The organism is Erwinia sp. ErVv1, from assembly GCF_900068895.1.
GTDB lineage: Bacteria > Pseudomonadota > Gammaproteobacteria > Enterobacterales > Enterobacteriaceae > Erwinia.
In genome coordinates this window covers 305,213-318,407 of the sequence record NZ_CDPK01000005.1, presented here as the reverse complement: position 1 = coordinate 318,407, position 13,195 = coordinate 305,213, and the positions used below count along the sequence as shown (strand labels likewise).

The window sequence follows — 13,195 nt, the reverse complement described above, 5'->3', positions numbered from 1 at the left end:
ATAGTCAATGAATCCCATATTTGGACAATTGCTTCTACCAATGAACAACACTTCTTCGGCTAAAAAATGGTTGTTAGCTGCAACCAGTATCAGTTACATCATCGTGATTCTTGATACCTCGATTGTGAACGTTGCACTTGCACCGCTGGCAGCAGCTCTGCACTCGACCATTAGCGGACTACAATGGGTCGTCAGTTCCTACACCGTCACTTTCGCCAGTTTGCTGCTCAGTGGTGGTGCTTTGGGCGACAAACTGGGGGCAAAAAACGTTTATCTCACTGGCCTGTTGCTGTTTGGATTTGCTTCGGCGGGATGCGGCTTTTCATCAACATTGTCCACTATGATCTTCTCGAGAATATTGCAGGGCATCGGTGCAGCCTTGCTGGTCCCCGCCTCTCTTGCTTTGATTAACAGTGAGTTTCCACAGTCTAAGGAGCGCGCTAAAGCCATAGGTATCTGGGCTGGTTGCGGTGGAATTGCGATGGCTGCCGGCCCGTTATTTGGCGGATTGCTGATCCAACTATTAGGCTGGCGAAGTATTTTTCTGGTCAATGTTCCAATCGTGCTGCTCGGGATTGTGCTGGCAACGCGCATTCCTGTGATAAAAATCTCTGCCAACGAGAGAACGATGGATATTGCAGGGCAGTTATTCGCCATTATCGCGCTGGGCTTGTCTATTGCCGTATTGATTGAAGGGGGCCATCGAGGATGGTATGACCCGTGGATTAGCGGTGGAATAGTGGTGGCGGCCATGGCCTGGGGGCTTTTCATCTTTACCGAGTGCACAATCAGCCAGCCGATGTTGCCGATGAAGCTCTTTCGTCTTGCTGATTTTTCGGCCTCGGTTACCGTCTCGCTTATTTCAGGGTTAGTATTTTACGGGCTGTTTTTCCTGCTCAGCCTGTACTTCGAGACCGTGCGCGGCTGGTCATCGCTGGACGCGGGTCTCGCTTTTCTTCCCTTGACCTTGCTGGTTACGTTGGGCAGCTTTAGCGCCGGAAAACTTAACCGCCTGTTTGGCCCCTTTTGGCTGATAGCAGGATGCTGCGGACTCTACGTCGCCGGATTCGCAGGGTTATTGATATTAAGAGAAAATGCATCCTATTGGCGGATCGCGCTTTGCTTTCCGGCTCTCGGTCTTGCCGCAGGAGTCATTACACCGGTCGCCACGGCAGCTGTCATGGGCTCAATAGTCAAAGAGCAGGCGGGAATTGTCGCCGGGGTACTTAACGCTAGCCGACAAACGGGATCTGCGCTGGGAGTCGCCATCTTTGGCGGATTGCTTAGCGCTGTAAAACCTCTCGCTGCGGGTATTTACTTCGCCGTATGCCTCGCCATAGCCCTCTCAATGCTTGGCGGCCTGCTATGGATCATCATCCTAAGCAGGAATTCACCACATAAAAAAAATACGCCGTGAAAGCGTAGTCAGATTACTGACGAACCCCATCTTTCTGGTGAGGTGTATTAAGTGATTTGTGCACGCGATGAGTGGACACGGAAGGAGCTCAGACACACCCGTGGAATTGTCTTCCGACGCGATGTGATCAGCAACATACGTATGCAAACACGGGTGCACAGTAATATACTCAATGTCCACTTATGGCACGGAGCGGACAGAGTGGGTGAGGCAGGAGGTCCGCTTTGAGCGAACAGCAGACCTTTTTCGGCACACTCCTAAATATTTTCATCAGCCCGCGCACTTCAATCTTTCCCGGTTTAGTTTTAATAAATGAAAAATCCGTCATCTTTAGCGGATTGAACAACAGAAAATCGTTCGCAATTTACTGCGCAAAGAGCTGGCTCCAGCATGGGAGCCGAATTAATGCAGTGGATTCGGTCGTCACGTACCAGGTGTGTCACATCATTATTATCGGCATCCGCCGTCCAGGCATAAGCGCACCCAAAAAGAAATATTTAGTGCCTACTAGTTATCACGCTTTTTACATAAAAGTGCTGTTGTAAACCTGAAGGTTTCTGGCTATAAAACAGAAAGATAACTCATAGAATGAATCAAAAACTCAGGAGACACTTTGCAGCTAATTACCTCTCGACTGCATCTTCGGCCTGTAATCAACTCAGACGCAGATGTCCTTTTCATAATTTATGGCGATCCTACCACGAATACGTTTAATCCTGCAGGCCCGTATCCTGATACTGATTATGCCCGCGATGTTTTGGCTCGCTGGCTTAAACACTGGGAAGATTACAGTTTTGGAAACTGGGCTATCTCATTGAGGGATAATCCCGAAAGGATCATCGGTTTTGGTGGGTTAAGTATCCGCAGTTATGCCGATGCCTCCATCAATAACCTGGGATATCGCTTCTCTGCTGAGTCATGGGGAAAAGGCCTGGCGACAGAGTTTGCTAAACATGCGGTCAGCTATGGATTTAGTGAGCTCAAATTGCCTGAGATATCTGCAGTAGTAAGAGCAAATCACCCGGCATCACAGAAAGTCCTGGCGAATGCCGCACTCAGGTATGTACGGGACATTCACGATGTGAAAAATGCGCCCGCCAGCATGCTGTTTACACTGACCCACGCCGAATGGGACAAAAAGTCAGGGTGACATTATCAATATGGATAGACACCGCTTTTGGCACGGCGGACATCAGACAGAACCAGCGGGCCGCTGTGAGCGAACAGCGAACATCACATCCTCAGGACAGACAGGAATCAGAGGTGTCCCATCACCCGTTACAGTATTAAGCTTTTACAGGTAGTATACTTTATACTGGCCATAATCTCTTTGTAGGATATGACCATGATAACAGTAGAGAAATCAGATCCATTTTCTTTAGAATCTCATCGCTTAATCGAAATGCTGTCAGTAGAACTTGCCGCTGTTACTGGTGATGACGGCAAAAGCAATTTCACTATTGATGCATTGAATAGTGATAAAGCGTTATGGGTATTGGCAAAAAATGCCCATGGTGATCCGATAGGATGCGGCGCTATTCGGCCATTAACGCAAAATGTAGCCGAGCTTAAAAGAATGTATTCAGACCGAAGTGTGCCCGGAGTTGGACGCGCTTTACTCACTTTTCTGGAAAACTCCGCCAAAGAAATGGGATATCTCGAGCTGAGGTTAGAAACCCGATATATCAACAATCGGGCCGTATATTTTTACGAGAAAAATGGGTATGCCCGTATTGAGAATTATGGCCCATACATAGGCAGAGAAGAGGCAGTCTGTTTCGCAAAGGCATTGTGTTGATGTGCTACCCATTGTTCAGCACGAACTAATGTTAGCCACGCCCGCTCCTGGCACATACTAACCTGGCAGATTAGATTTGGCCCTGTATCGTGGTTGTGCCCGGTCCAACCGGAGCTAAGAGATAATTGCTGGAAAAGATGCGGGCCCTGACGGACCCGCAGCAGAACAGGGATTAGTGGAAAGCGTTGTTCAACAGGATTGAGGTGATGACGCCGGTAGCGGCTGCAATCAGCACATAGTTACCGTCAATATAAGCCCAGTGTTGACCACGCGGTGGCTCGCGCAGGCCGCGGTCGTTCCAGTCGTTAACCCGGTAGTCGTCCCCGCGGAAATCCGGCGGCAACGGGCGTCCCCTGCGGAAGTCGTGCCCCTGCCAGGCAAAGCGATCGCGCTCTTCAAAGTGGCGATCGGGACCATGACCGTCGTGATAATCGCCACGATCGTGAGGGCCAGGGCCGCGATCGCCAGGCCCACGATCCGGACCACGCCCCGGCCCATCACCGTGGTCGCCATGCCCACCCTGCTGGTGCCACTGCTGATCCGGCGGGCCATCTGCCTGCGAGACGGTGGAAAACAGGGTGCTTGCTGTGAAGACGGTCATTAAAAGTGCCAGAGTCGTTTTTTTCATCGGTACATCCTCTCATTTGCGCACGGCTTATCATCCGCCGCTGAAGGACACTATCGACGAAACCCGACGGTAAAAAAATCTCTAACTATCCTAAAACCCCTTATTTTGCGGTAGCTTAACCAAGACTTTCGCTTTCTTAACAGTGTGAAGGAATTAAGCATCTTCCGCCTGCGCAAAATTTGTGTTAAAGAGCAGAACACAGAGCCTCAGGCCGCCTCGCGCAGTGAGGTGATAAATTCATTGACCTCCCGCGCCTGGGTCATAAAGCCGCTCAGCGCCATCCGAAATCCCGCGGCATCCAGCCCGCTGACGGAGAGCTGACTACAGAGTCTCAGGCTCTCCTCGTTGTCCAGCGCCAGCCAGCAACCGCGCATGGCGTTCATTTCAAAGTTCAGGGACAGCAGCGTTCGCAGGTAACGCTCGCTGCACGGCTCGTGAAGATCCTCTATTTTGCAGTGAAAGATCAGGCTGTCGCTGCCCGGCGGCAGCTCGATAACTGCCGCCTCGCGGTTATCGCGATCAACCAGGGCGCATACGCCATCTTTAAGCGTGAGTGCACTATTATGCTGCCGACCATAGTGCTCAAGCAGGTGATTAAGCTGTTCGGTTGCTGACATCGTGACCCCTTAACTTTTTAACTGATAGTGTGCCTGCTGCCCATGCAAAAGCGCAGCAGCCAGCTCATCGTTTATCTTCGCGATGCGGCCATCCAGGGTATATCCGGTCGGTTTGTCCTCATCTTCACCGTAGCTAAAATTGATTTTCCCCAGATTTCGCTTCATCGCCACCGCTGCGCTGTTTCCGCCGCCCAGAAGGAACGCCGGGGTTGAAAAACCATCGCTTTTTGACTGGCCCTTGCTAAAACCAATCGCTTTAAGCCTGAGATTATTACGATCCGTTAGCTCAGCCGTTAATTCATCAGCCCCGATCCCCTCTTTCAGCCAGCGCTGCTCCAGCCGTTCACGAACATCATTTTTTAGCTCGAGCGTGACGGTAGCATCGGTGCTGACATTATCTTTCAACCGGGCAATCAGCGTTTGCAGCCGGTGATCGTCCGTCATCAGCTGGCGAATTCGGGTGGCATTACTGGCGTTGAGTTCACCATCCAGCCAGTGAGAAAACTGATGCCAGAGCCCGTTGTTATCCACTTTAGAGGTATTCGCATAGGTCGTCTGATATTCACCATTTTGCAGCAGCGTTAGCCCACGCTCAGCGGCATATTGCTGGCGCAGATGCTTATCCAGCTCGCGCAGAGCGGCCTTCTGCCCGTTAGTCCCCTCTTCCCCCCGTCGACTTTCAAAATGCACGTCAAGCGCATTGAGTTTCTGTCGAGCCGTGCGGGCTGTGCTCTGCCGGTCTTCAGCGGCTGACGCCTGCTGAGGCTCACTCTCTTCGTCGTTTTTCAGCGACGCCAGCAGCGCGCTGGTTTCAGGGTCGCTGAAGCTCTTGCCCAGTGACTCCATCAGTTTTGCCATATGCACGGGTTCCAGCAGCTGTGCCCTTTTGGTTTGCAGCGACAGGCTCTGGCGAGTTCGATCATCAATCGAGAGCTGGAAAGTCGCCGCCGGGCCGGCAAATAGCGCAAAACGCCCCTCATCGCTTTTGGTTATCGTCCCTATCGGTAGCGCTACGTTTGCGCCGACGGAGGCTTTATTTAGCCCTCGCAGGCGGTTGTTACTCTGGCTGAGGGTCGTGCTCTCTTCGGTGGTAGCCCGGCCGCGCTCGCGGGTGCCAGACATCAGGTTAACCCCCACGTAAGCGCCACCGCCTATCCGCGAACTGGCTGACGCCTGTCCGGCATTTTTGTCGGTGAGCGGAAACCCCACCGAGGCCAGCGCGGCAGCGTTGACGTCCAGGCTCACGTTCATCACGTTACCCTGTTTGACGCTGTGTTGATTCCCGCGGTTAATCAGCGCCAGCGGGTCAAGTGTCCCCTCGGTCAGCCCGGCAATAAAGTGCGGCAGTTCGGCATCGGTAATATCAAAGCTGACGCCGTTTTGTTTTTTAATGTCGAGTGGGGTGACGGAAACCACCGCGCCGAGGCGCGCGGCAGGCGCAAGATCGCGCCGATCGTCCAGATGAGTTTTATGCGTTTCTAAATAGTCGGTAAGCAGGTTATAACCCATTCCCACAAAGGGTGTGAAGGTTCCGCCCCCGTCGCGGCCAAAGCTAACGTTAACGCCACCCTCTCCCCGGGTGAAGCTCAAATTATAGGTGCGATCCAGACTGCCTCGTCCCCCGACGCCCGCAATCACCTGGGTTCCCGGAATGCCTGACACCGTGGTTGCCGCACCATAAGAGCGGCTGAAAGAGAGACTTTCTCCCTTCTCCATCGACCTGACCGTGTCCTCCAGCTTTTGCGCCAGTACCGACTGATCCTTCGCATGCATCACCGTCCGCGCCGTGACGTTGATACTGTGGTTTTCCTTAGCGAAGGCTTTTGTTAGCGATTTCACCGCATCATAAGACGCCTCAAGGGCACTAATGCTGTTGTAGCCAAAACTGGTCACCTGGCGAAGCGGATTGTTATCCCAATCCTGATAAAGCGTATGAAAATCGGTTTCAATGGCTGCCAGCGCCTGGCGTTTTTCATCCTCCGGGAGTGCCGTCGCTGCGGTTAACCGATCGATAAGGTCATGCATTTTTACGTGGGCTAAGCCATCAATAATAAGACGTGATTTCGCCAGCCCCATCTCATCGTGTTTATCACGGCGATGACCCAGCGGGATCGCTTCACTCGCCTTCTGATGCGAGAGCTTCACGCCGTTCTCTTCCAGCGCCGCAAGCGCCAGCAGCGCGGTATTTCCCTTACCGGTGGGGTAGCGTGAAAAAATATCTTTCAGCTTCGCCGTCAAATCGCCGTCGCGCGTCATGGCCGGGTTGAGGCTTCCGGTCAGATTATTAAGCTGTTTTTTCACTTCTCCCTGCTGTGAATAGTGCTGGTTAAGCTGATCCGCTTTGTGTCCGCTGCTGTCGGCCAGGCGAACGCTAAATTTCTGCATATCCTCAAACCAGGCGGGCAGGTCCCCCTGACCGGCAAGGGTTTTTAGCTTAAGGCTAAGAGGCTCAGCCGGGCCCCGATCGGCAGCGGGCTTCTCCAGATGTTGATTAAGCTGAGTGAGCTGATCGTTCTGAAGTTCATAAATATGCGCCAGCCCGTTTCGCCCGCGATGACCGTGCTGCGCCAGGTAGCTGAGATTTTTCAATGGCCTGGGCGTTTGCAGCGTGGGGCGAAAGACAAAGGTGCTCAGACGGGTGCGAAACGGCGTATGCACTTTGTGACCGTCGTGGCCCGTTTGCCCGAACGTGTTCACCTCCCGCTTATAGGTCATGCCGGTGCGGCCAAGGCGGGAATCTCGGGTGGCGCTCATCAGCCGACCGTAGTGCTTATCGGCCATATTTTTCTTCTCTTTGCCGCCGGGCGGGGTGACCTCATTTGCAGGCGACGTTGGCACCGCCGCCACCGGGTGCCAGAGATCATCCCTGAGCGACAAAAGCTTGCCGTTATCCATTTCCAGCATCAGATGATTATTACGGTCGTTATACAGCTTTGCGGGTTTTGCGGACAGCTGGACCTGGCGCATCTGAGCCATGTTTCCTTTCATCCAGCTCTGCTCCGGTACGCGGTACATTTCGCCCCGGTCGGTAAGTAAAAAGAGATCGCGCCCCGGCCCAATGGCCACGTCCATGACTTTTTGATCCTCAGGTGTGCCACCTGCGGGAGAATGTGACCTGATAGCCTGCTGGATAGCCTGGTTAAGCGACGCGCGACTGAGCGTGACAGGCAGCCTGATATCGCGCCGGGTTTCGCCGTTGACATGGTGAAGATGCAGATCGCCCCCTTCATCCAGAGTGATAAATCGACCATTATCGAGCACGGCGGCCGAGGTGAGCGTCTTGTCTTTGTTGACCCCCGGCAGGGCCAGGTCGTCGCTGACGCTTTTCTTAACCTGCGGCAGGGCGAAGACATTGCGATCGGCGTTAATCTTGTTGCTGGAGACGTTTATCTTCAATCGCTTGAGTTCATTATCCTTTAACACCCAGGCCTGCCGATCCTGCCCGAGCCGGAGCTGGTCGGCCTTAACGTCAGAGGCCTCCCAGCTCTGCGTCGTCCCGTTGAAAAAGTGGACCTTTCCCTCTTTCAGCGCCAGATGACTGTCAGTACCCAGATCGACAATTTCGTGGCGCGAGGGCGTCACCACCGGCAATCCTTTCTGATAGTTCATTACCATGCTGTCACTCAGGTTCCAGTGCGAAGGAGCCTGCCGGGTGCTGCCCGAGGTATTAAGCGCAATGGCATGCTGGCGGTCCGCCCCGTCTTTTACCACCGCGTGCAGCTGGCCATTTTCACCATTCAAAATATCCTCCAGGTGAAAGCGATCGCCCACTACCGCTTTTATCTGGTCGTGCAGATGCTGTTGCAGGCTGCGATTCTCTACCGCAGCAAAGTCCAGATCGCTCTGCTCAGGGCCAGGACGGCTGGCAACCCGAATTTTCCCCTGATAATCGGCGGCAATAATGTGCTGCGCCGTTTGCGCCAGGGCAGCCAGCCGGATGTCAGGAGGGGAAACGCTGAGGGTTCTGTGGCTGTCGACGGCTGCATCGGGCTGCGGCAGGAGTTTGATGCTTTGCTGGTGCGTTTTTTCATTTTTAAGCAACAGCAGCGTCTGACCCTCTTCCGCGACCGAGACCTTACTGATTTTATCCTCCAGCGGCTCGCTATGACCCGACGTGGACACATTGTGCAGCTGCCTGTCGTCATAAACACAGTAAAGCTGATTATCACCCTGTCTGGAGAGCTGCCCGTACGACTTCTCCTCGTCGGATTCGCCCTGCTGTGCCGCATGTTGCCTGCTACCGGGAAGCGAGGCTGGTTGCCAGCCGGTCTGATGATCGTTCAGCCGATAGAGTTTACCTTCATGTACTCGCCATGACTGCTTACCCGCGTCGGTCCGTTCAGGGTATATGCCCGAAATCTGCCCGAGTAGGGTTGCATCGGGTAATTTCATTCTGCCCACTGCCATTGCCGGGGTGTCGGTTCGACTGACGCTGACTTCATTTTCTGCCGCATCCAGCGCCAGCCTGTGCGAGAGAGCCGCCTTACCACTGGTGCCTGACCAGGGACTCTCCTTCACGGCGTTAGTGTGTTTCCATTCAGGCTTAGCGGCGCTGCCCGACACGCCCACCAGGCTTTCAGGCGACGAGTGCAGCGCCAGCAGGCGACCGCTCTCTTCCAGCAGGGCATGTTGCTCTCCGCTGGCACTGGACACCGCGCTCTGGTAGTGCTGTGTAGCCTGTCCGAGGGTTTGTTTCAGCAGCGTGTGGCGCAGCGCGGGTGCCGTGATTTGTGGCTTCCCGTGCGCGTCCAGACTTAGCGTAACGGCGGCTTCCCCCTGGCTCTCCCCTAGCCTGTGCACCGCCGCCCCGCTGACGCTTCCTCCTTCGGCACCCGATGGGTGAGCCTGCCCGGCCGCAAGCGCCTGATTAATGTCCTGCTCCAGAGAGCCGGGTGAGGTATGCGGGATCTCGTGCTCCAGCACGATCTGCGGTGCATGGCGCTGGCCGCTTAACCCGACCATTTCGATTGATTCTGCCGCCTGCCCCGGCGATATGCGGGAGGACGCTGCACCCTGCCCCGGCGATTTACGGGAAGATGCAGCATTGCGGCTAAATAACGGCAACCTGCTGAATGCCCTGAAGCGACTATTCGATGACGTTGGCCGGGCTTCTCCCTGGACCAGGTCCAGCGTCGGTTCCCCCTGCTCCTGCGCGACGGTTTGAAGCGTATCGCTTCCGGTAATTCTGGCTGCTGCCGGACGCTGAGCCAGGGCAGGATGACTCTGCTGAGGACGTTGTACGGCTGCCGATCGCTGGGTGTTGTGCAGGCTGAAAGCCGAGGCAAGTTTTTGGGTTACCGAAGACATGGGCTTTTCTCCTGAAAGGTTCACATCAAAGCTCGGTTATTACGTGGTCCTGGATCCGTCGAGGTTCCCAGCCAGGGGGGATTTATTTCCCCGCCATCGATTAAGAACAATAACTTAGGGTAAGCCGGTGGGCCCGCCGATGCAGCGTGCGCGACAGAGAGGATAAAAGGGATGTGAAGAGGCATAACGGCTGGAAAGGTCAGAGAGGGTGGAAGGGGNGGGCCCGCCGATGCAGCGTGCGCGACAGAGAGGATAAAAGGGATGTGAAGAGGCATAACGGCTGGAAAGGTCAGAGAGGGTGGAAGGGGTGGAAGGGTCAGAAAGAGGGTTTTCACCCCCTTTCTGTGTCCTCTTAGTGTTGGAGGGTTTTTCTTACCTTCTCCACCTGGCTGGCCGTGACGGCATCGGCCTTGTTGCTCCAGCCCTGACGAATAAAGGTTGCGAGCTGCGCAACTTCTTCATCACTAAGACGGTGAGCAAAACCTGGCATCGCCAGCGTAGAAGGCGCTTTCGCCGTTGAGGGCTGCTGTGCGCCAGCCAGAATCGTGTGGATCAAACCCGTTGGATCCGACGCGTTAACAATGGTGGCACCATCAAGCTGTGGAAAAACGCCTGGCGCGCCTTTACCGGTGACAAAGTGGCAGGCACCACAGTTATCCAGATAAAGACGTTCGCCTTCCGACAGGTTTTTCGCTGTGGTCAGCTTCGCTTCCGTCGCGCTGGCGGCTTTGTCATCCGTAGCCGGGACGGCAGGATTACCGCCGAGGAATTTAAGATAAGCGCTAATCGCCTGCAGATCCGCTGGCGTCATCCATGAGGTGCTGTGCTCCACCACGGAGGTCATCTCCCCGCCGGTAGCCGCTTTATCATTACGCCCGGTCTGGAGGTAATCCACGGTTTCCTGCGCGGTCCAGCGCGGCAATCCGCGCAGCGAAGGCACTTCCCATCCGTTGAGGCTACCGCCAGAAAGGAATTTCGCATCGCTGCTGTCCATGGCTTTCTCGTTCATTCCCAGCCCGCGCGGCGTGTGGCAGCTGCCGCAGTGGCCCAGGCTTTCAACCAGATAAGCCCCACGGTTAACCTCGTCAGACGCCCCGTCTAATGGCTTGAAGGGCTTATCAGAGGTAAACGCCCAGTTCCAGAAGCGCATTCCCCAGCGCTGGCTGAACGGGAAGCTCAGATCGGTTTCTGGCGGCTGCTCAGCGCTGGGCTTCACGCCCTGCATAAAGTAGGCGTAAAGGGCATGCATATCAGCATCGCTGATCTTCGCATAATCCGGGTAAGGCATAGCCGGGTAAAGACGCTTACCGTCGGGTAACACGCCTTTACGTACCGCATCAGAGAACTGCTGCTCGCTATAGCGCCCTATTCCGTGCTCTTTGTCCGGGGTGATATTGGTTGAATAGATGGTGCCCAGATTGGATTCAATCGCCAGCCCTCCCGAAAACGCCGGTTTGCCAGGCAGTGAGTGGCAGGCGCCGCAGTCACCCAGGCGGGAGATATACTCCCCCTGCTTGATAAGGGCGGCATCATCGGCCTGCGCCAGCTGCGCATATCCCCCGCTTATCAGCAAAACATTAGCGAGTAACAATCCCTTCAGTGTCATTTTTTTCATATCGCCTATGCCTGTACCAGTGGGCCGGGGTTCTTCAGATACATATCCTTAATGGCCTGCGCAGCCATCAGCGTCAGCGCGCCGATAGTATCGGTCGGGTTCGCCTGGAAATTCTGTGGGAAAGCATTGCCGCCCGGCACAAAGACGTTGTGGACATCCCAGCTTTGCAGGTAGCGGTTCAGCGCAGACGTTTTCGGGTTTGCGCCCATGATTGCGCCGCCCACGTTGTGGGTGGAAACATATTTGGTCAGGTCGAAGTTGGCATCCATTGGCAGGAAACTTTCACTGTAGCTGTCAGGGTTCAGCTCTTTGGTAATGTTACCCACGATCCCTTTCAGGTGCTGTTGCAGCTTCAGTTCGTTCTCTTTCCAGTTAAAGGTCATGCGCAGCAGCGGGTAACCGTGCTCATCCTTATAGTTTGGATCAAGGTCAAGATAGATATCGCGATATGACATACAGGTGGTGGTGATACTGATTTTCATTGAGTGGCCGTACCACTCCTCCATACCCTCTTTCCAGCCCGTACCCCAGGTCGGCGTGCCTTTTGGCAGCGCGGTGCTGATTGGCGTACCGGTCGCCTGCGAGCTGTGAATTTTTGCCCCGCCGATAAAGCCCAGTGAAGGACCGTCGAAGTTGCCCGGAGAGATATCATTAAACATCTGGCCGGTGGCGCCTGCGGTAGCAAACGGGTTGAAGTTTTTATCCTTAAAGAACAGCGTGGCACCGCCGTTGCTCAGGAACGCGTAGTTGCGCCCGATCACCCCTTCGTTGGTAATCGGGTTATACGGCTGGCCAATACCGGATAGCAGCATCAGGCGCACGTTACAGAACTGGAAGCTGCTCAGCACCACGATTTTTGCCGGCTGGAAGCACTCATTGCCCTGGGCATCAATATAGATAACGCCTTTGGCGGTTTTCTTATCGTCGTGCAGCACAACTTTCATTACGTTGGCATGAACTTCGTATGAGAAGTTATCCATACGTTTTAGCGAGTCCATGACGGCGGTTTGTGGCGACGCCTTGGAGTAGTTCAGGCAGGGATATTTACTGCAGTAGCCACAGTAGTTGCAGGGTGCAATCTGGTTGCCGTAAGGGTTGGTCCATGCGCGAGACACACAGGCGGATGGGTTCGGGAACGGGTGGTATCCCAGCTTTTTTGCCGCATCAACAAACATCGTGTTGTTGAGCGTATCCTCCAGCGGGGGCAGTGGGTAAGGATTCGCGCGCGGACCTTCAAAAGGATCGCCGCCGGGCATAATCTGGCCGCGAAGGTTACCCGTCAGGCCAGACTGGCCGCAGATATGTTCAAATTTCTCATAGTACGGCTCAATCTCTTCCCAGGTGAACGGGAAGTCGCCGATAGTCATATCGTCCTGCAGAATACCCGGCTTATAGGCCTGGTCCGCATAGGTTTTCAGCTTCAGATCGGTTGGCGTTGGACGGATCAATACCGCCGTCCAGTGCAGGCCCGAACCCCCGACGCCATTACCCGGGCAGAATGCGCCCCATTTGCGGGTCGGAAGTGCAGTCTGACTCATATTATAGCGTACGGTTACTGCCGCCTCTGCGGGTGTGGCAAACACCTTATTACGCACCGCATAGGCATATTCGTCCGCCGGTTTCGGGTAGGCGAAATCAGCATAATCGCGATCGCCGCCGCGTTCCAGCGCACGCACCTTCAGCCCGGCCATCGCCAGTTCAATACTCATCAGCGAGCCAGCCCAGCCCAGGCCGACGACAACGACGTCGACTTCTTCTTTATTTACCAATGCCATCTTAAATCCTGCCAGTATCAAAAAACGGGAAAGTACTC

General features: G+C 54.6%; 9 protein-coding genes. 4 read left to right on the top strand and 5 right to left on the bottom strand.

Annotated features, from left to right (window positions below; all coding sequences use genetic code 11):
- Nucleotides 1–7 precede the first annotated feature (7 nt).
- The 4 genes from A1830_RS10235 (at nucleotide 8) to A1830_RS10220 (ending at nucleotide 3,215) form a co-directional block, all read left to right on the top strand.
- Nucleotides 8–1,417 (top strand): MFS transporter, encoded by a 1,410-nt coding sequence (locus tag A1830_RS10235; RefSeq protein ID WP_067705399.1) that lies wholly within the window; start codon nucleotides 8–10, stop codon nucleotides 1,415–1,417.
- Between the two features lie 224 nt (nucleotides 1,418–1,641).
- Complete coding sequence (locus tag A1830_RS10230; RefSeq protein WP_067705398.1) at nucleotides 1,642–1,962, top strand: hypothetical protein; 321 nt, start codon at nucleotides 1,642–1,644, stop codon at nucleotides 1,960–1,962.
- A 68-nt stretch (nucleotides 1,963–2,030) separates the two neighbouring features.
- Nucleotides 2,031–2,567: a GNAT family N-acetyltransferase gene (locus A1830_RS10225; RefSeq protein ID WP_067705396.1), complete on the top strand. Its 537-nt coding sequence runs from the start codon at nucleotides 2,031–2,033 to the stop codon at nucleotides 2,565–2,567.
- Between the two features lie 195 nt (nucleotides 2,568–2,762).
- A complete protein-coding gene (locus tag A1830_RS10220; protein WP_067705393.1) occupies nucleotides 2,763–3,215 on the top strand; it encodes a GNAT family N-acetyltransferase in 453 nt (150 codons plus the stop codon).
- Nucleotides 3,216–3,387: 172 nt separating this feature from the next.
- Here A1830_RS10220 and A1830_RS10215 read toward each other — a convergent pair whose 3' ends face one another.
- The 5 genes from A1830_RS10215 to A1830_RS10195 form a co-directional block, all read right to left on the bottom strand.
- Nucleotides 3,388–3,843, bottom strand: a complete 456-nt coding sequence (locus A1830_RS10215; RefSeq protein WP_067705391.1) for an RcnB family protein — start codon at nucleotides 3,841–3,843, stop codon at nucleotides 3,388–3,390.
- Nucleotides 3,844–4,049: 206 nt separating this feature from the next.
- Nucleotides 4,050–4,460 (bottom strand): type III secretion system chaperone, encoded by a 411-nt coding sequence (locus A1830_RS10210; protein ID WP_067705389.1) that lies wholly within the window; start codon nucleotides 4,458–4,460, stop codon nucleotides 4,050–4,052.
- Between the two features lie 9 nt (nucleotides 4,461–4,469).
- On the bottom strand, nucleotides 4,470–9,767 hold the full coding sequence (locus A1830_RS10205; RefSeq protein ID WP_067705387.1) for an AvrE-family type 3 secretion system effector: 5,298 nt from the start codon (nucleotides 9,765–9,767) through the stop codon (nucleotides 4,470–4,472).
- A gap of 352 nt (nucleotides 9,768–10,119) precedes the next feature.
- Nucleotides 10,120–11,373 (bottom strand): c-type cytochrome, encoded by a 1,254-nt coding sequence (locus A1830_RS10200; RefSeq protein WP_369815702.1) that lies wholly within the window; start codon nucleotides 11,371–11,373, stop codon nucleotides 10,120–10,122.
- A gap of 14 nt (nucleotides 11,374–11,387) precedes the next feature.
- Nucleotides 11,388–13,157, bottom strand: coding sequence for a GMC family oxidoreductase (locus A1830_RS10195; RefSeq protein ID WP_067705383.1), 1,770 nt, complete (start codon nucleotides 13,155–13,157; stop codon nucleotides 11,388–11,390).
- Nucleotides 13,158–13,195: the final 38 nt, after the last annotated feature.

What these genes read in the sequence shown, in the direction of transcription:
- A1830_RS10235 (WP_067705399.1), top strand. Translation starts at nt 8, where the DNA reads ATGAATCCCATATTTGGACAATTGCTTCTACCAATGAACAACACTTCT.
- A1830_RS10220 (WP_067705393.1), top strand. Translation starts at nt 2,763, where the DNA reads ATGATAACAGTAGAGAAATCAGATCCATTTTCTTTAGAATCTCATCGC.
- A1830_RS10215 (WP_067705391.1), bottom strand. Translation starts at nt 3,843, where the DNA reads ATGAAAAAAACGACTCTGGCACTTTTAATGACCGTCTTCACAGCAAGC.
- A1830_RS10210 (WP_067705389.1), bottom strand. Translation starts at nt 4,460, where the DNA reads ATGTCAGCAACCGAACAGCTTAATCACCTGCTTGAGCACTATGGTCGG.
- A1830_RS10205 (WP_067705387.1), bottom strand. Translation starts at nt 9,767, where the DNA reads ATGTCTTCGGTAACCCAAAAACTTGCCTCGGCTTTCAGCCTGCACAAC.
- A1830_RS10200 (WP_369815702.1), bottom strand. Translation starts at nt 11,373, where the DNA reads ATGACACTGAAGGGATTGTTACTCGCTAATGTTTTGCTGATAAGCGGG.
- A1830_RS10195 (WP_067705383.1), bottom strand. Translation starts at nt 13,157, where the DNA reads ATGGCATTGGTAAATAAAGAAGAAGTCGACGTCGTTGTCGTCGGCCTG.